This is a genomic window from Nostoc sp. CALU 1950, assembly GCF_051172895.1.
Classification (GTDB): domain Bacteria; phylum Cyanobacteriota; class Cyanobacteriia; order Cyanobacteriales; family Nostocaceae; genus Nostoc; species Nostoc edaphicum_A.
Genome location: NZ_JBDNJQ010000034.1, coordinates 21,656 through 41,529, shown reverse-complemented (window position 1 = coordinate 41,529; position 19,874 = coordinate 21,656). Strand labels below are relative to the sequence as shown.

At 41.1% G+C, this 19,874-nt stretch carries 8 protein-coding genes and 1 pseudogene; 4 read left to right on the top strand and 5 right to left on the bottom strand.

Annotated elements, in window-relative coordinates:
- Nucleotides 1-12: 12 nt before the first annotated feature.
- The 5 genes from ABF638_RS12240 to ABF638_RS12220 form a co-directional block, all read right to left on the bottom strand.
- Complete coding sequence (locus tag ABF638_RS12240; RefSeq protein ID WP_435022979.1) at nt 13-471, bottom strand: DUF2141 domain-containing protein; 459 nt, start codon at nt 469-471, stop codon at nt 13-15.
- A 78-nt stretch (nt 472-549) separates the two neighbouring features.
- Nucleotides 550-1,533, bottom strand: a complete 984-nt coding sequence (locus ABF638_RS12235; RefSeq protein ID WP_435022978.1) for a glycosyltransferase family 2 protein — start codon at nt 1,531-1,533, stop codon at nt 550-552.
- A 207-nt stretch (nt 1,534-1,740) separates the two neighbouring features.
- Nucleotides 1,741-2,745, bottom strand: coding sequence for an NAD-dependent epimerase/dehydratase family protein (locus ABF638_RS12230; protein ID WP_435022977.1), 1,005 nt, complete (start codon nt 2,743-2,745; stop codon nt 1,741-1,743).
- Between the two features lie 158 nt (nt 2,746-2,903).
- On the bottom strand, nt 2,904-4,082 hold the full coding sequence (gene devC / locus ABF638_RS12225; RefSeq protein ID WP_435022988.1) for an ABC transporter permease DevC: 1,179 nt from the start codon (nt 4,080-4,082) through the stop codon (nt 2,904-2,906).
- 95 nt (nt 4,083-4,177) lie between these two features.
- Nucleotides 4,178-5,386, bottom strand: a complete 1,209-nt coding sequence (locus ABF638_RS12220) for an ABC exporter membrane fusion protein (RefSeq protein WP_435022976.1) — start codon at nt 5,384-5,386, stop codon at nt 4,178-4,180.
- Between the two features lie 1,440 nt (nt 5,387-6,826).
- Between ABF638_RS12220 and ABF638_RS12215 the strand changes: the two are divergent.
- The 4 genes and pseudogenes from ABF638_RS12215 (at nt 6,827) to ABF638_RS12200 (ending at nt 19,771) form a co-directional block, all read left to right on the top strand.
- A pseudogene (locus tag ABF638_RS12215) lies at nt 6,827-7,104 on the top strand (hypothetical protein).
- Nucleotides 7,105-7,328: 224 nt separating this feature from the next.
- Nucleotides 7,329-12,743, top strand: a complete 5,415-nt coding sequence (locus ABF638_RS12210; RefSeq protein ID WP_435022975.1) for a beta-ketoacyl synthase N-terminal-like domain-containing protein — start codon at nt 7,329-7,331, stop codon at nt 12,741-12,743.
- A 320-nt stretch (nt 12,744-13,063) separates the two neighbouring features.
- Nucleotides 13,064-14,791 (top strand): SDR family NAD(P)-dependent oxidoreductase, encoded by a 1,728-nt coding sequence (locus tag ABF638_RS12205; protein ID WP_435022974.1) that lies wholly within the window; start codon nt 13,064-13,066, stop codon nt 14,789-14,791.
- Nucleotides 14,792-15,019: 228 nt separating this feature from the next.
- Nucleotides 15,020-19,771 carry a PfaB family protein gene (locus tag ABF638_RS12200; protein ID WP_435022973.1) on the top strand — a complete coding sequence of 1,584 codons (4,752 nt, stop codon included), beginning with the start codon at nt 15,020-15,022 and terminating at the stop codon, nt 19,769-19,771.
- Nucleotides 19,772-19,874: the final 103 nt, after the last annotated feature.

The window sequence follows — 19,874 nt, the reverse complement described above, 5'->3', positions numbered from 1 at the left end:
CCCCAGTCGCCTTTACGAATCCAGCGAATATTTCATGATGATATTGACAGTTGTATTTTTGTTTACAACAAAACTGGCATCACGAAACTTTGGTGTACCTGTTTGTATGGACACAGTTGGATTTTTGGAAATACCAAAACCTTCTGTGGGAATACCGAAAAAGTCTTTATTGAGTTTGCGATCGCCATTTTGATCATCAACTACGGCGACAGCATAAGTTCCAGGCTTCAAGCCGGAAAATTCTTTTGTTACAGAATTGCCAGTAATCTTAGCGCAGCCACTTTGAGCTTCACTAGTACTACTCATCGGAAATCCTTTTTCACTTGCGTAAACTCTGAAGCAAACCTCACCTTTTTGGTGACGTATTCCATTTACAACCACACTTAGTGTTGTTGTTGGCTCTGCATTCACTGTTTTAGCAAAGCTGAGGCTCACTAAAGTAGCAAGCAAAACATGAGATAGTTTCAGCATAAGTTTGTAGTGAATAATAGGTGATTTTGAATTGAGAAAAAGCTGGCGATCGCAGCTTTTATTTCTGAACTGATTTGTTTAAAGTGTGACTTGCTGTTCTTGCATTGATAGAGGTTGCGAACCTTTCCATAGTCTTTGCAGTGCTATTAGCAAATCTTTCAGCAAAAGATATTCTGTCCCTTTTAACTGCTGATGTAGACTTCTATGACAACACAGCCGCTCATCCAAACTCAGCGGACTAAGCCAAATGGAAAGTATATACTCCCAGATTATTCTCCAATGTGGTAATAAAATTTGTCCTTTCTTTGCTGAATCAAACCACACTGAATATGCATAATAATCAGGCATTGTACTCAACAATGATTTGTCATTCTTATCAGCAAACAGCAAGTAATTGGGAAAGAACATACTCATTGATTGTTGTGGATGGCTTCTGGGAAAAAACAGGTATTCAGGGATTTCATAAAACCGACCAAGAAGACCAAGCCTTAACAAGAGAATTCCATCTGCATTACCATAACCACCCATAGGTGGTATCATTCTCAGGGCACTGGCGCGAATTACTCCATAACATTGATAACATAAATGTTTGATCAGCAATTCGTGAAAACGCTCGTGTGGTTTTAGTGCATCTGCCTTGAGTTTGATATTGTAATTTTGGAGATAATTCCCCTGTTCATCAATGAAATATGCCTGGGAGTGACACAAGATTATGCTAGGATCTTGGTCAAGCACCTCAACACACTTCTTGATAAAATCTGGAGAATGTAGATCATCATAGGCTGCCCATTTAAAATACTCACCCGAAGACAATTTAAAGACGCGATTAAAGTTACGAGCGCAACCTATATTCTTGTCATTACGGTAGTAACAGATACGTTTGTCTTGTTCGGCGTAAGCTCTACAAATTTCCTCAGTTTTATCTGTAGATGCATTATCTGAAATAATTAGTTCAAAATCTTCAAAGGTCTGAGCCAAGAGTGAATCTATGGCTGCTTTGATAAACTTTTCACCATTGTATACAGGTAATCCGATGCTTAATCGTGGCTGATTACTACTCATAGAAAACAAGTATTCGGAAAATCTGTGGATTATTTTATGCTTAATTGCAGATAATTGTTAGGCAGATGCAACGGAAGAATTCAGAATTCAGAATACTTTGATAGCAAGCTTAATAATTTCAATAAAATCAAGCGTACTCTAGCTTCTTTATTTTGTAATCATTCTGAATTCTGACTCCTGGCTCCTGAATTCTCAAAAATCTGAGGATTATTTCATCAAGCTTTGAATATCTGTTTTTTGCAGCCATTCATGTGTTCGCTGCATTCCTTCTTCGAGGTCAATTGCTGGTTTATAATTTAACAGGTTTTGTGCTTTGACAATAGAACAAGCGTAGGGACGAGTCATAAAATCTATAGACTCTGGTAAAATATCAACTTTTTTCCGAAAAAGTTTTTGTCCTTGAACGCGTAGCTTTAGAAACAACTTGATTTCATCTTTCGATAATGAAAGGGGTGCTTGTAAATCTTCCATTGCTGCTAAACGCATAAAATATTCTTTCCACGAAGTTTCTTGTCCGTCGGTGATATTAAATATTTCACCGTAGGTTTCTTTTTCTATCGCCAGAAAGATGCCATTAATCAGATTATCTATATATACGTGATTGATAACTCCTTTAGCATCATTGGCACAGGCAAATAACTTTTGGCGCATCATCAGAATTGGTCTGACTATCCAGGGGATACTTCCTGGGCCGTAAACATCACCGGCTCGAATAACAATGATACCCAAATCGGGAGGATGATTCAGTTCTAATACTGCTGTTTCAGCTTCTATTTTCGTTTGACAGTAGGGATTATTTTCGCCAGAAAGTGGCCCGGATTCTGTAACACCATCAGGATAGTTGAAACCGTAAACCATCACACTGGATAGATGCACAAATGTTTTGACCCCAGCTTGTTTAGCGGCTTTAGCCATGTTGACAGTACCGCCAACATTGATATCACGAAAATGCTTAATTGCACCCGCTTCTTCAGCAATTTGCTCTGTATGTAAAACTATATCTACTCCCTGACAAGCCTTTTGAGCAATAGTAGAATCGGTAATACTACCAATAATTACCTCTACACCTAAATTCTGTAATTGTTTGTTCTGTTCTGTAGAACTTTGTAGTCCCCGAACCTTCATTCCCTGGGCTATGGCTAACTCGGCTGTACGCAAACCGACAAATTCATTAATTCCAGTAATTAGGAGGGTTTTGTTGTTGAGGTTCATATAGTAAAGGTTATACCAATTTTGGATTTTTTGATTAAAAGAAAAGTGCTAGTTTTGATAGTTTGTAGTAAGCACTTTAGTGCTTAGGAAATAAGGACTAAAGTCCTTACTACGAACTTGCTTATCTTTAACAAGTTGTTCAAAGCAAGTTGTTTTGATTAGAAAATATCTCCCGGATCTGCGGAGCGGAGTTTGTTGATCGCAAGCGCTCCTGATGTTATGCACATTAAAACTGTTGAAGTTAAGACAATCACTGCATTATTAGTGGTCATCATTATTGGTAGTTTAGTTGCTTCTGCTGCAAAGCTATATAACAAAACAGAAGTAATAAATCCTGGGATATAACCTAAAATTGCTAAAATCAAAGCTTGCTGAAATACCACATTTAATAAATAGCTATTGGCATAACCGATGGCTTTTAAGGTGGCGTAAGCAACGAACTGTGTAGCAATATTGCTGTAAAGAATTTGATAAACAATAACCACCCCAACAACCGCAGCCATTGTCAACATCAAGTTAAGAATAAAACCAATGGGTGTTCTAACAGCCCAGTATTCTTTCTCAAAATCAATGAAGCCTTGGCGGGTAAAAACTTGGACATCGTTAGGCAAACTTGCTTGCAAATTTTTTAGTACTGTTTCTGCATTAGTACCAGGTTTGAGGGAAATCAAACCGACATCAATCATATCTGCCGGACGAGTATTGGGATTTATCCTCAAAAAAGTTGAGTCACTGACAAGTAAATTTCCATCTACACCAAAGGAAGGCCCTAATGTGAATAAGCCACCGATTCTAACCCGATAACCAATTAATGAATTGAAGGGAAATATTTCAATTGTCTGTGCAGTTTCCCCCGCATTAAATTTTTCAGCTATTGGGCCAAATTCTGGGCGAGAACCCCGGTCAAAAAGCATGACATCGGGAGTTTTGAGTTTATCTAAATTTTGCTCAACTTCTGGGAGATTTATCACAGGTCTGCCTGGATCGAAACCAATAACGTATATTGAATATTTCTCACCAGTTGCCGGATTTTTTAGTTTGGCAAATTGCAAATACATGGGGCTAACGGACTCTACGCCATTAAACCCCAGAGATTGATACAAACGAGTCCGCGAAAAACTTTGATTTGAGGTCAAAGATTTATATTGTGAACTAACTAAAAATAAATCTCCCTTGAGATTTTGATGTACAGCAGTTGCACTGGAATAAAGGGCATCTTGAAAACCAAGTTGCACAAACATTAGCAGCACAATAAAACCAATTCCGGCTACAGCTACTAGTAAACGAACTTTTTGCTGGGCTAGCTGTAGCCATGCTAAAGGAATTTTGAAAATCATGGATTTATTTGTCATTTGTCATTTTTTATTTGTCATTTGTCATTTGTCATTTGTCATTTGCAAATGACTAATGTTCAATGCCTAATGACCAATTACTAAATCTGAATGGCAACATCTACCTGTAAGTTGGTTAAACGAGCCACCCGCTCACTATCTGCGGGATTATCGATGGAGATTTTCACTTCAATTATTCTGCGGTCTGTATCTGAACCAGGGTTGAGACTGAAGATACTTTGTTTATCAACTTGCCAACCAATTTCTTTGACAGTTCCTTTTAATGTTCCATTAAATGCAGTGCTGTTAATAGTGGCTTTTTGTCCTACACGCACTTTTTGAACATCGGTTTGATACACCTCTGCAATCACATACATTTGAGATGTTTTACCTATTTCAGCAAATCCGGTGTTGGTGTTGATTACTTCTCCAGTTTTGGCGTGAATTTTCAAAATTTTGCCATTTATGGGAGATTTTATATAACTTAAATCCAAGTCGGCTTTTGCTTGTTGAACAGATGTTGTTGCACTGTTGACTTCGGTTTGTGCTACCTGAACATCTACACTACGCACTTCGCTAATACTGGTGAGTTGTGCTTGTGCTTGCTTGAGTTGTTCTTGGAATGTGTCTTGAGTTCGCTTGAGGGTGGCTTGAGCTTCTGCTAGCTGCTGTTGTGTAGTCTTTAGTTGCAAAGCTTTGCTATCTGCTATGGAAGCTGCGATCGCACCTTGTTTATATAATTGCTGATAGCGATCGTTCTCAGCTTGAGCATTGTCTACTTCCGCCTGGATGCGGGCAATTGTCGCCTCTTGAGTTGCAACATCCCCTTTATATTGTGGCTCTAAACGTGCGATCGCAGCTTTTTGAGCATCGATATCTCCAGTTTTAGCTCCAGATTTAACCTGCGCTAGTTTAGCTTTCGCAACTTGCAGTTGGTCTAAAGCCTGTTGCAAAGCTGTTCTAGAACGACCATAATTTTCTAAATACGCCAGTAATTGCCCTGCTTTAACTGCATCTCCTTCTTTCACTAATAGTCTGTCTACTCGTACCCCATTATTGGAAGCGGGAGCAGTCAAAGAAGTTACTTCACCTTCTGGTTCTAAACGTCCCAAGGCTGTCACAGCAACTTTCACAGGCGTAGCAGCTTTTGGTGGATTCGCTGGCGGTGTCTCAACTTTAGGTTTAGACCAAAACGGTACCAAACTATAAAAAGCGATTAATCCAGCCGCTAGAGTCAGAGAAGCTGCCAAAATTACTTGTGATCTACCTACGGGTTTTGTGAATAATCGGCTTTCTTTATTTGCTGCCATATTTTCATTCCAATTCTGCTTTTTTAGGAGATAGCCTGGTTATATTTAGTCGATTAGATATAGACTCATCCGCAAATTCCCACGAGGATTTTTCCTCTAGGTTTCTACTTAATAATGTGGATGGTTCTAAATTGGTTTTATATGAATTGTTGTACGCTTTTACCGCCCAAATTTACTATTGTGGCGTGAAAATTAATGGTGGTGTTACTTCAAAGCTTCCTAAGTTATATCCTAATTTGATATCTAATCCAGTAGCGTAAAATACAATAGCTCTAACCAGAAAACTTAACTCTCAAGAACAACGAAGCGCTAATAAAAATGAACTCAGAATTGGGATAAACTTGTCATTAAGTATGGCGTAAAAATCGAGTATTGTCAACCAAAAAACTTTGCATAAATCCTGATTCTCTCACTAAATTATTTCATCACAGTAAGATTAGATGCTGCAAAAGTTACTTGTCACTAATCTCTTGTCTAGCAATTGAATACCAACAGATAGTTAGTTATTAAGCAGATTTGATATTACTAACAGATTATTATTAGCAAGGTTGTGTACTATAAGACATTATTATTGCTTTTGATTCTACTCATTAAATGCATGAAGTTATACCTTTGGTGAGTTAGGTTAACGTACATCTAAAAATACCTAGTTAAAAGGGCGGTTAGAAACCGCGTCTACACAAACAAAACCCACCTCCGTGGGTTTAAAATACCCAATTAATTTTTCTTAGTCCGCGGAGGCGGACTACCCTGCGGGAAGCCGCAAAGCGTCTATGTTTGTGTAGCCGCGAATTCTATTCGCCCTAGCTTTCTAACTGATGCAATCATGATTATGTTTATCAAGTAACATACTAAAAATTAATATTTGCTTTATAAATAACCACTTTGCTTTTTAACTTGACTTATATTGAAAAATAACCAAAAACTTTGACTAAATTATGATGTTTCTCTGAGAAAACATACTTATGGCTATTCAATTTATCTATGTATTCATTCAATTGTGACTTACTAGACAACAAATTTTCATTGTTAACTTAATTCAGCACAAACTTATGGCTAACCCGTAGATAACAAAATCTCTCATACATTTATAGAGTCATAAATTATACTTTTTTGCTTAAATTTATTCAAATTAACATCAGTAATTGTGGATGTTTGTTTATGAAATAACTTTAAAGAAATGATTTAGTTTCTGTAAAGTATGCTAGTGTTTTTAGTAATTCAATGCTTTAAAGTGGTTATACAAACTAGTTATTAAATTGATATTTTTAAATTAAAAATAACTAAAGATAACTGCTTTGTCATTACCTTGTGACCGTTTCATTACTTGTTCAAGTTACATAAATTCGGATTAAAGGTGGTGTCTTTTGTGTAACAAGCTTGTCAACTTTCCTGGTTCAAATAGCATAAAATATATTATCCCGGACGTTGAAACTGGCTATGACATTGAACAAGATACAGAACGTTGTCATTCACAACAGCTATGTTGCTGTGATTAGCCTAGATAATCAAATGCTTTTGGGTGAAAAAACGTTTCTGTTCTCTTAGCTACTCCTCAGTTCCCATCACTCCAGTAGGATACCATTACTCAAAATCTTTACCATTACAAATGGATTAAATTCACTGGTCAAGCAGCTATTACACTCCAAGACTATTTTACCAGTTTTAACAACGTCTTTGACCTATTGCCACAATTTCAAGAGTCTAGCGTTGGATAACATTTTTGTGCGATGTCTACGACGGGCTACGCCTACGCAGTATGCCAAAGCCGCCTGGAAACATCAGGTTTTCTCCTGGCAGTATGTGTCGTGTGGTGTCGATTTGGAAACAAGTATTTAGCGGAGATAGGATAGCTAACTGCTTACAAAACGAGAGTTTTTCATTATTTAGTAGGCAACAGAAATTACTGTAGCTACACAATTCACAGTACTAACTATGCCCTATGTCTGCTTATTCAATTGATACTGCCTTAACGGAGTTAGAGAGCCTGATAAATAATTGTGAACAGGCTGTGATTAAGTCTATCGAGGGAAAAAAAATGAATTCGGAAAAATCAGTGTCAATCAACAAAATTAACAGACAATTACAACACAATCCTATCGCCATTGTTGGAATGGCTTCTCTATTGCCTCAAGCTAGAAATTTGCGGGAATACTGGCAAAATATTGTAAACAAAATTGACTGTATTACTGATGTTCCTTCCACTCATTGGAGTGTTGAAGATTATTACGATCCGAATCCTAGAACTACTGAAGATAAAACCTACTGTAAAAGAGGTGGGTTTCTTCCAGAGGTAGATTTTAACCCGATGGAATTCGGCATACCGCCCAGCATTTTGGAAGTTACAGATGTATCGCAACTATTAAGTTTAGTGGTTGCGAAAGAGGCGATGGAAGATGCAGGTTATGGCGAAAAATGTGAGTTTAACCGCGAGACTGTTGGTGTCATCTTAGGCGTGGCTATGGCCAAGCAGTTAGGAATGCCACTGTCTGCCAGGTTGGAATATCCGATTTGGGAAAAAGCGCTTAAAAGCAGTGGTTTATCCGATGAAGATACCAAAAAAATCGTCGATAAAATCAAAAGCGCTTACGTAAAATGGGATGAGAACGCTTTTCCTGGAATGTTAGCGAATGTCGTCGCGGGTAGAATTGCCAATCGCCTAAACTTTGGCGGAATGAATTGTGTAGTTGATGCCGCTTGCGCTAGTTCCTTTGGTGCTTTGAAAATGGCAATTAGTGAGCTAGTTGAGCATCGTTCTGACATGATGCTGACTGGTGGTGTTGATACCGACAACACCATCATGGCTTACATCTCGTTCAGCAAAACACCGGCAGTTTCTCCTAGTGAAAATGTCAAACCTTTCGATGCTAAATCCGATGGGATGATGCTAGGTGAAGGTATCGGGATGATTGTCCTCAAACGGTTAGAAGATGCTGAACGGGACAACGATAAAATCTATGCCGTAATTAAAGGTATTGGTACTTCCAGCGATGGGCGTTATAAGAGCATTTATGCTCCCCGCAAAGAAGGTCAAGTCAAAGCCTTAGAACGTGCTTATGAAGATGCCGGCTTCTCTCCCGCTACTGTTGGTTTGATGGAAGCACATGGCACCGGCACAATGGCTGGAGATCCGACAGAATTCGGTTCTTTAAAAGACTTCTTCGATGTGCATGATGACAAAAAGCAGCACATCGCTTTGGGTAGTGTAAAATCACAAATTGGACACACAAAAGCGGCTGCGGGTGCGGCGAGTTTGATTAAAACTGCTTTGGCTTTACATCACAAAGTATTACCACCGACAATTAACATCACCGAGCCAAACCCCAAACTCAACATTAAAAATTCATCCTTTTATTTGAATACCCAAACCAGACCTTGGATTCGTCCAGAAGGGGAAGCGCCAAGACGTGCGGGTGTGAGTTCCTTTGGATTTGGTGGAACCAACTATCACGTCGTTTTGGAAGAATATGAAGCCGACCAGAACGCCGCTTACCGCTTACATAGTGATGCTAGTGAAGTGCTGTTGTTTGCTCCTACAGTAGAGCAACTGTTGAGCAAATCGGAAGACATTTTGGGTAAGTTGCGATCGCCTGAAGCACCCAGACACTACTCACAATTAGTCAATGAGTGCAAATCACAACAGATTCCCCTCTCTGCTCCCCGATTTGGGTTTGTCGCTGAGAATCTCGAAGAAGCTTGCAAGTTCCTGCAAACTAGCATTGACTGGCTAAAACTCAAAGGTTCAGCAGCATCTTGGGAGCATCCCCAAGGGATTTATTACCGTTCCTCTGGTATGGAGTTGGGCGGAAAAGTTGTCTCTCTATTTTCTGGGCAAGGTTCGCAATACTTGGAGATGGGACGCGAACTGGTGATGAATTTTCCTTTGATGCGTCGTCTTCATGGCTATATGGATAGCCTGTTGCTCAAAGATAATTTGCAGCCGTTGTCAGAAATCGTTTTCCCTCATCCTGTGTTTGGAGAGGCAGAAAAGAATGTCCAAATTGCTGCCTTGCAACGCACAGAATACGCTCAACCAGCCATCGGGGTGTTGAGTGCAGGGATGTACAGCATATTGCAACAAGCTGGATTTAAGTCAGATTTTGTTGCTGGTCATAGCTTTGGGGAACTCACAGCACTATGGGCTGCGGGAGTTTTGAGTACCGAAGATTACTTGTTCTTAGTGAAAGCTAGGGGTCAAGCAATGGCGGCTCCAGAAGACCCAGATCATGATGCGGGTAGTATGCTGGCTGTCAAAGAAGACATCAGCAAAGTTGAAGCAGTAATCAGACATTTTCCTCAAGTTGCGATCGCTAATCAAAATTCTCCGACTCAATTTGTCTTGGCTGGGCCTACCGCAGAAATAGCGAGAATCAAAGAGGCTTTACACGAGAAAGGATATACAGCTGTATTGTTACCTGTTTCAGCAGCGTTCCATACACCGCTAATTGCCTTTGCTCAGAAATCATTTGCGATCGCAACCAAGTCTGTCAAATTCCAAAGTCCCAAAATCCCTGTTTACAGCAACGTCACCAGTAAGCAGTATCCCAAGGAAGCCCAAGGTATTCAAAAAATCCTCGAAAGCCACCTTTCCAACTCGGTGCTGTTTAAACAGGAAATTGAAAATATCTATGCGGCGGGTGGTACTTGCTTTGTGGAATTTGGGCCGAGAAGAATTCTCACCAATTTAGTGAAAGATATCCTTGGCGATCGTCCACACATCACCGTATCTTTGAACCCTAGCGTTCAAAAGAATAGCGATCGCTCTTTGCGAGAAGCAGTTGTGCAGTTGCGAGTGATTGGTATGGCTTTAAATAACCTCGATCCTTACCAACTTCCCCAAACTATCCCCCCAATTGAGACGAAGAAGACATTAAATGTCCGTTTAAACGGCATAAACTACAGATCCGAAAAAACGAAAAATGCCTTCGCTCTAGCTTTGCAGGATGGGCATAAAGTCACATTACCCACTCCCGAAGCTTCTGAAACTGTGGCTCCTTTATTTAGCAGCCCCGGTGTAACTCCACCTGTAGCAGTGATAGAGACTAACGGACATAAAAAACTTACCCCAGCAATGAACGGTGTGACTGCTAATATCATCACCCAGCCAGAGCAACAGATGAATCCTGTTACCCTGTCACAACCAGCCCAGGAATCTAAGATGCAACCAACACCAGAAAAACTTACAAATTACGAACAACTTTTAGCAAGTTTAGAATATCTCCTGACACAGTTCCAGGAAAATCAAGCCGAGAATTTACAAGTTCACGGTACTTATCTCAACCATCAAATGGAATACGCTAAAGCGTTTTTCCAACTGATGCAGCAGCAGAATTCCTTGTTGAGCGAAAGTAAATCAACAGAAGAAACTGCCAAAATGAAGCTAGTTGTCATGGAAAGCTTAGAGCGTAGCATGATGCAGTTTCATTCCCAACAAGGTGAAACTCTACGCATCCATGAGCAATATCTCCAAGAGCAGTTGGAATATACTAAGAGCTTTTTCCAACTCATACAGCAAGAATATTCTCAAATCATCTCTGGTGAGGGAGCAACTCAACTAACAGAGAAACTCAGCAATTTCACTCCGTTCACCAAAGAAACAACTGTTACTGATGCACCGACCAAGATAGTAGAAAGCCAGCCTTTGCCTGTAACTGAGCCTGTAGCTAAAAATGGCTTAAATGTTACCCAAGCACCTCTCCCGGCTGCTGTAGAGCCTGTAGTTGAAACTCCTGTATTCTCAGAGACACGATCAATCGCGTCTCTACTACCCACTCCTCACTTCGCCACTGTCGAGACAGTAGAGCCTGTAGTCGCGCCACCTGCCCCAGTAGTAGTAGAACCCCAAGCCGAGGTTGTAGCTAAAATTAGCTCACCTCCAGTCAAGGAAGTTGTTGCAGAACCAGCACCCACAACTGCTGCACCTGTATCTAACGCAACTATCGATATTGTTGACTTGGATAAAAATCTCTTAGCCATCACCAGCGATAAGACCGGCTACCCAGTCGAAATGCTGGAAATGGACATGGACATGGAGGCTGATTTAGGGATTGACTCGATTAAACGGGTGGAAATCTTAGGGGCGCTACAAGAGATGTACCCCAACCTACCCAAGCCCAATTTAGAAGAACTGTCAGAAAAACGCACCATCGGCCAAGTTGTAGAGTATCTGCAATCCCACGCTTCCAAAGGTGTTGCGGTAGAAGTTGCAATTCCCGAAGTGCAACCAGCAGCCGAGATTCCAGTAGAGGCTGCACCAGTAGTTGAGGTAGTCGCTGCACCGGAACCCAGCGTAGTTGTCGCATTCACCCCAGAACCAGAAGTTGCTCCCGCTACAAGTGATGAATTTGCAAACTTAGGTGAAACCCTGTTAGCCATCACCAGCGATAAAACCGGTTATCCAGTCGAGATGCTGGAACTGGAGATGGACATGGAAGCCGACTTAGGGATTGACTCGATTAAACGGGTGGAAATCTTAGGGGCGATGCAAGAAATGTACCCCAACTTACCCAAACCGAATATCGAAGAACTCGGAGACCTCCGCACCATCGGTCAAATAGTTGATTACCTACAGCAGTTAGCTGGAGGTGAAAAAAAAAAGTCTGAGCCTGAGTTTGTCCAACAACCACCGGAATTAGAGCATACTATCCAGCGCCATCCGGTCAAACTCAGAAGCTTACCACAGCCCGATTATTTGGATTTCACATTACCAGAGGGACACATCGGTTTAATCACCGATGATGGTTCCCTCACCACTTATAAATTAGCTGAATCCCTAATCGAGAAAGGCTGGAAAGTAGTAGTTATCAGCTTCCCCCAATCGCTCATCGCTCAACAAGCGCCCTTACCCACAGGAGTAACCCGCGTCACCTTAGCAAACTTGAGTGAAGAACATCTTCAACAACAATTGCAAGCGATCGCATCTCACTGCGGAGCGATTGGGGCTTTCATCCACCTCCATCCAATGTTTGTAGGAAATCACACCGGAAGTATTTCTTATAACGAATCAGAAAAGGCGATCGTCAAGCACGTATTTTTGATGGCGAAACACCTTAAACCCTCCCTCAACGAAGCCGCAAAGCATGGACGTAGTTGTTTCTGCACAGTAGCTCACCTTGATGGAGCCTTCGGTTTAGAGTACAAAGTTAACTTCGGTGCGATCGGCGCTGGTTTGTTCGGCTTAACCAAAACTCTGAGATGGGAATGGCCAAAAGTATTTACTCGTGCGATCGACCTAAGCCCCAGACTTGATGCTAAACAGTCAGTACAAAACATCATCGCCGAACTTCACGACCCCAACCTTTACATAAGTGAAGTTGGCTACGGCTCACAAGGACGAGTCACCATTATCGCCGATTAAAAAGTTGATTAATGTTGTGTGCAACTTTATCTCGAACCTAACCCCCAACCCCTTCCCTACAAGGGAAGGGGAGTAAGAATCAAAGCCTCTCTCCCTGTGGCTACGGTCGAATTACCCCCCTTAATCCCCCCTTGGAAAGGGGGGAAAAAGAAATCTAGTTCCCTCCCCTTTACAAGGGCAGGAGGGTTAGGGTGGGGTAAAACCCTGGTTAATCAGCTACTTCAGACCGTAGCCCTGTGGGGGAGAGGAATGAAAGCGGGGGTTTCAAGAATAAGTTACACATCAAAAAACCCAATTTATGCAGGTATTCACGAGGATTTATGACACAAACAGCCCAGCTTAGTCCATCATCTGTCTTTGTCGTGAGTGGCGGTGCAAAAGGGATTACGGCTGAGTGTACTATCAGATTAGCTCAACAGCAACCCTGCAAATTCATCCTCCTCGGTCGCTCCGAACTATTAGAAACCGAGCCAGATTTTGCTCAAAATTCTGATGACTCCGCATTGAAAAAATGCATCATGGAAAATCTTCTTTCTCAAGGAGAGAAGCCTACACCCATGAATGTGCAAAAAATATATAACAAAATTACCTCCAGCCGTGAAATTAAAAAGACTCTAGCAGCAATTGAAAAAACTGGAGCTAAAGCAGAATATATCAGCGTCGATGTCACAGATACGCCAGCTTTACAAGAAAAACTTGCCACTGCTGTGCAACATCTCGGCCCAATTACCGGAATCATCCACGGCGCGGGAAACTTAGCTGATAAGTTAATTGAAAAGAAAACAGAAGAGGATTTTGAAAAAGTTTACACCGCCAAAGTTCAAGGTTTAGAAAACCTACTAACTTGCGTCAACCCTAATCAACTTCAGCATTTAGTTTTGTTTTCTTCCGTAACAGGTTTTTACGGAAATCCGGGACAATCTGATTATGCGATCGCAAATGAAATTCTGAACAAATCAGCCCATATATTTAAGCAAACTTATCCCTCATGTCACGTAGTCGCTATCAACTGGGGCGCTTGGGACAGTGGAATGGTGACAGCAGAATTAAAGAAAATTTTTCAAGAGCGAAAAATTGATATAATTCCCATTGCAGTCGGGGCGCAAATGCTCGTTAAAGAAATGGATAATACCAACCATGCAACCGCACAAGTTGTTATTGGTAGCCCATTAGTTCCCCTGGCGGCAGAGTTAGATTCAGAACTACGAACCTATCGTATCCGTCGCCAAATGACATTGGAGGCTAATCCATTTTTGCACGATCATACGATTGCTGGTTCTCCAGTTTTACCAGCAACTTGTGCAATGACCTGGATTATCAATGCTTGTGAACAATTATATCCAGGCTACAGATTGTTTAATTACCAAGATTTTAAAGTTTTAAAGGGGATTACTTTCAATGAAACATTAGCGAAAGAACATATTTTAGAAATAGAAGAAATTTCTAAAGTTAATCTTGAAAGAATCGAACTTAAAGCCAAAATTTCGAGTAAAAACCCACAAGGTAGAATCCAGTTTCATTTTAGCGCTCAACTCAATCTCCAGCGAGAAATCCCAGATGTACCCACTTATGAATCTCTCAATCTCGAAGAAGATAATATCATCACCGCTACAGGAAAAGATTTTTACCAAAATGGTGGGGCTACATTATTTCATGGCCCCGGGTTTCAAGAAATCAAAAGAGTTTTAAACATCAGTCCTGAAAAAATTACTACAGAATGTCTGTGGCCAGAACTCAGCGCACAACAACAAGGACAATTCCCTGTTCAGTGGGTTAATCCTTACACCACTGACTTGAGTATGCACGCCTTATGGGTTTGGACACAACACTTTCATGAAGAAGGTTGTTTACCTGGAAAAGTAGAAAAGTTTGAACAATTTGCGATGATACCACATAACGAAACTTTTTACGTTTCTTGTGAAGTATTAGCTAAGACACCAAGCAGTGCGATCGCAAACTTCATCATACACGATCGCCAAGGTAAAATCTATTCAAGAATGCTCCGCGCTCATGCCATTATTTGGTCAATGAAAATGCTCAGAAGCTAGAAATACTCCTTTACTACTCAATACCTATAGCAGTCCTAAATCAGTTGTAAAAATCTCTCTTTATTCTTCTCTCTGCGCTCTCTGCGCCTCTGTGGTTCGATTAAAAAAAGTAATTTTCACAACTCAGATAGGATTGCTATAACTTGCCACTTCAAAGTTTGGGGAACAGCGTAAATCCTGCTTTTTAATTATCTCTTGCTAAATACCCAAACTCGGAGCATATAAATCGTGGAAAAAATAGCCATCATCGCATTATCATGCCTATTCCCCGATGCTAAAAATCCTGAAGAATACTGGCAGAACATCGTTAATCAAAAAGATTCGACATCCTCTGCAACCGTCGAAGAAATCGGAGTAGATCCGACAATCTTTCACAATCCAGTTAAAGGTACACCAGACAAAACCTATTCACTCAAAGGCGGTTACATCCGCAACTTCGATTTTAATCCATCTGAATACAATCTACCATCAGAATTTTTTGCTGGTTTAGATAACACCTTCAAATGGTCATTGTATGCCGCTAAACAAGCAATTGAACAAAGTGGTTATTGGGGTAATCAAACCGTTCTGGCAAAATGCGGCGTAATTTTAGGTAATTTGTCATTCCCGACAAAATTATCTAATCAATTATTCTCTCCAATTTACCAGCAAGCTATTAATCCTGCTGTTAGAGAACTTTTGCAGGATGAAGACTTTGATTTAGCTGCTTTACCAAGTGCAACTAAAGCATCTTTATCCAATGCGATGATATCTGGTTTACCAGCATCTATCGTTGCTCAAGCTCTATCTCTATCCCAGATTAATTTATGTCTAGATGCTGCTTGTTCGTCCTCATTTTATGCGATTAAATTAGCATCTCATTACTTATGGTCACACAAAGCTGATGTCATGTTAGCTGGAGCCATCAGTTGTGCAGATTCCCTATTCGTGCGGATGTTATTTTCCGGTGTTCAAGGGTATGCAGAAAACGGTATCAGCCGTCCCTTAGATAAATCCTCTAGAGGGCTAATTCCCGCCGATGGTGTTGGGATGGTGATGCTGAAGAGGTATTCTGATGCCGTTAGAGATGGTGATAATATTCTCGCCACTATCTGCGGTAATGGACTCTCGAATGATGGCAAAGGTAAACATTTACTCAGCCCTAATCCTAAAGGGCAAACCTTAGCTTTTGAACGAGCCTACAAGGAAGCAAATTTTAGTCCAAAAAGCATCGATTATTTAGAGTGTCATGCCACCGGCACATTACTAGGAGATACAACCGAATTCAATTCCATCGAAACATTCTTTGGTCAAAATCAAGCTGCGCCTCTGGTAGGTTCTGCCAAGGCAAATACTGGTCACTTGCTAACTGCTGCTGGCATGGTTGGCTTGACTAAAGTGATTTTGAGTATGTCTCATGGTGTAATTCCACCAACCATGAATGTTTCTGAACCTTTAATATCAGAAAAAGGTACAATCTCCGCCGATAAAATTGTTAGAACAGCTACAGCATGGCCAAATAATAACGCACCAATTAAACGGGCTGCTATTAGTGCTTTTGGTTTTGGCGGCACTAATTCTCATCTGATTTTAGAACAAGGAAATACAACAGAATCAGTTAAATCAACTCCACCTGTTCCACCTACCAAAGTCGCCATTGTCGGCATGGATGCCTTTTTTGGTAACTGCAATGGTTTAGATGCTTTTGAACGGAGTATTTATGATGGAACACAGCATTTTACTTCTCTACCGCCTCAAAGATGGCATGGTATAGAAAATCAAGAAAGTGTCCTGAAAGAGTACGGTTTAACAGACGGGAAAGCACCAGTAGGAGCATATATCAAGGATTTTGAAATCGATACTTTATCGTGCAAAATCCCACCGAATGAAATAGAGAAATTAAACCCACAACAATTGTTACTCCTGAAAGTTAGCGATCGCGCCGTGAAAGATGCGAAACTACAGGAAGGTGGCAATGTCGCAGTGATTGTCGCCGCAGAGACAGAATTCTCTGTGCATCAGCTACAGCAAAGATGGAATCTATCTTGGCAAGTTAAGGATGGCTTACTCAACCAAGGAATTTCTCTACCTGCTGAACAACTGGCGCAACTAGAAACCATTGTTAAAGATAGCATTCACCAACCAGTAGAAATCGGCGAATATGTAAGTCACATCGCCAACATCATGGCGAGTCGGATTTCTGCTTTATGGAATTTCACTGGCCCTGCATTCACGGTCAGCGCTGGCGAAAATTCTGCCCTCAAAGCGTTGGAAGTTGCCCAAATGCTACTCGCTACGGGAGAAGTAGACGCGGTGGTTGTTGGTGCAGTGGATTTAGCCGGCGGTGTGGAAAACGTCTTATTCCGCAGCCAATTTGCGCCAATTAATACGGGTGTGAATACGTTGGGTTATGACCAACAAGCTAATGGCTGGACGGTTGGCGAAGGTGCTGGTGCTGTCGTCCTCAAGCGCTACGAAGCTGCTAAGGAAGACAACGAACGCATCTATGCAGTAATTGATGCCATGAGTTTCGCACAAGGTAATTCTACTTTGAGTGACGCTTTGGTAAAACCTGATGCTTCAGCTATCAGCAATGTCTGCAAACAAGCTTTCCAGATGGCGGAGATTCAACCCACAGAAGTCAACTATGTGGAAGTCTTCGGTAGTGGCGTTCCCCAGGAGGATGAAGCCGAAATCACGGGTTTATTGCAAGCTTATCCGAAAGTGGGCAATGGTTTGCATTGTGCATTGGGTAGCGTTAAATCCAATATCGGCCACACCTATACAGCATCGGGAATTGCTAGCTTAATCAAAACCGCTCTCTGTCTTTATTACAGGTATATTCCCGCCACACCCAAATGGTCTGGTGTCAAAACACCGCAAGTATGGGAAGGTAGCCCTTTCTATGTGGCAATGGAATCAAGACCTTGGTTTGTCGATAAAGGCGGCACACGCAGAATAGCAGCAATTAATAGCATGGCTATAGATGGCAGTTACGCCCATTTAATCTTATCGGAGGAACCCAGCCAAGAGGAGCGCGACAACAGATATTTGCAACAAATGCCTTTTCATCTGTTTCCGATCGCAGTTAGCGATCGCACCACCATCTCTGATCTTCTCAACAATCTCCAAAATACCATAGAAGCGAGTTCTTCTTTAGCAGCTACCGCCAGCGAGACATTCGCTACCTTTCAACAGCATTCTAATCCAAAATACGTCTTATCAATCACAGGACGTAACACAAAAGATTTACTCAAAGAAATTGAATCTGCCCGCAAAGGTGTAAATAATGCCTTTGAAAACGGCACAGATTGGCAAACACCACTAGGAAGTTATTTCACCGCGAAACCATTGGGTAAAACTGGAGCAGTTGCTTACGTTTATCCCGCAGCAGTCAATTCTTATATCGGTATTGGTCGGACTGTTTTTCGCTTATTTCCGAAAGTGTTCGAGGATTTAAAAAGTAACAATCTCTACAACCGGGCTGCCGATGTTGAAAAGCTGGTTTATCCCAGAAGCTTGCCTAAATTGACAACTAGGCAACTAGAAACTCTCGAAAAGCAATTGTTAGATGATTCACTAGCAATGTTTGAAAGTGAAATTGCCTTTGCTAGATATATGACGGCAATTTTCCGAGATGATTTTAAAGTCAAGCCGCAATCTGTATTTGGGTATAGTTTGGGTGAAACTAGTATGATGGTTGCCCAAGGGGTTTGGAGTGATTTTGAGGGTGGAAGTAATACCTTAAACTCATCACCTCTATTTGGTGATAAATTATCTGGGCCAAAAAATGCTGTGCGTGAATATTGGGGATTAACCGATTCACCAAACAACAATCTTTGGAATACTTATGTTCTCATGGCGACTCCATCGCAAGTTAGAGAATGCCTGAAACATGAGAATCGCGTCTACCTAACTCAAATCAACACACCAGAAGAAGTATTAATTGCTGGTGATGATGCCGCCTGTAAGCGAGTGATTGCGACTTTAGGTTGCAATGCCTTCCCTGCTCCCTTCGACCATGTGATACATTGTGAAGCGATGCGATCGCAGTACGAGGAAATCAAGAAGGTAAACACCTTACCATCGCAAAATCTTCCAGGTATTGTTTTTTATTCTGCCGCCGATTATCAACCAATTACACTTGATAGCGATACCATTGCCCACAACATCGCCAAAGGGTTGTGCCAAGAACTTGATTTTCCGCAATTAGTTAATCGTGTCTACGGTGATGGAGTCAAAATATTTCTAGAAGCTGGTGCAGGTAATGTCTGTTCACGATGGATTGATAAAATTCTCGGCAACCAAGAACATATCACCGTCTCTCTAAATCGTAGAGGAATGGATGACCATGCTGCAATGGTCAAAGCATTAGCAAAATTACTCAGTCATCAAGTGAACGTGGATTTATCACCACTGTACAACAAAGCTCAAGGAACCGCTAATCAAAATAAAGCAACATTGAGAACAGTTACCTTGGGTGGAAAAGCAATTGCTGCTACAATTTTGAGCGACGAAAATCGCAAACTTGTTGAAGATTTTGCTGGGGAGCTTAGGAGCGAACGCTTCAAAATACAGCATCCAAAGATACCTAATCTCCAACAATCTGAAATCACAGATTCTCTTAACACTTCTAACCAAATAACCCAAGAAGAAACTTACTCCTCTAACATCTTGCCTCAGCCAGAAGAAGTAAAACCGAAAAATATCATTGATAACGTTTTTCAACCGAGAGAACAATTACAATCTTCTGAGTCAAGCGCAATTAGACAGCCAATTTCTCTTTCTTCCACACCCGTCAGAACTCAAAAAATTAGTAGCATCATCAGCATGTTCGATTTAAATAAGACCCAGTATCAAAAGCTCAATGCTAATAATTCAAAGATAACTAAAGCACACACTGCCTTCTTACAAGCTAGACAAGATTACAGTCAACAAATGAGCGAAATAATTCAATTGCAACTAGCTTGCGCCCAAAACTTGCTTAACGAAGAATCTTGACATAAGTCTACATACTGCAACCGTCAATAACCTTGGGTAAGGGGAAAGGTGAACTGATAAAAGGAAAATATTTCTTCCCCATTCCCTATTCCCCACTCCCCAC

Bases quoted from the DNA above. Each gene is read 5' to 3' on its own strand.
- ABF638_RS12235 (WP_435022978.1), bottom strand. From the start codon at position 1,533: ATGAGTAGTAATCAGCCACGATTAAGCATCGGATTACCTGTATACAAT.
- ABF638_RS12210 (WP_435022975.1), top strand. From the start codon at position 7,329: ATGTCTGCTTATTCAATTGATACTGCCTTAACGGAGTTAGAGAGCCTG.
- ABF638_RS12205 (WP_435022974.1), top strand. From the start codon at position 13,064: ATGACACAAACAGCCCAGCTTAGTCCATCATCTGTCTTTGTCGTGAGT.
- ABF638_RS12220 (WP_435022976.1), bottom strand. From the start codon at position 5,386: ATGGCAGCAAATAAAGAAAGCCGATTATTCACAAAACCCGTAGGTAGA.
- ABF638_RS12240 (WP_435022979.1), bottom strand. From the start codon at position 471: ATGCTGAAACTATCTCATGTTTTGCTTGCTACTTTAGTGAGCCTCAGC.
- devC (WP_435022988.1), bottom strand. From the start codon at position 4,082: ATGATTTTCAAAATTCCTTTAGCATGGCTACAGCTAGCCCAGCAAAAA.
- ABF638_RS12230 (WP_435022977.1), bottom strand. From the start codon at position 2,745: ATGAACCTCAACAACAAAACCCTCCTAATTACTGGAATTAATGAATTT.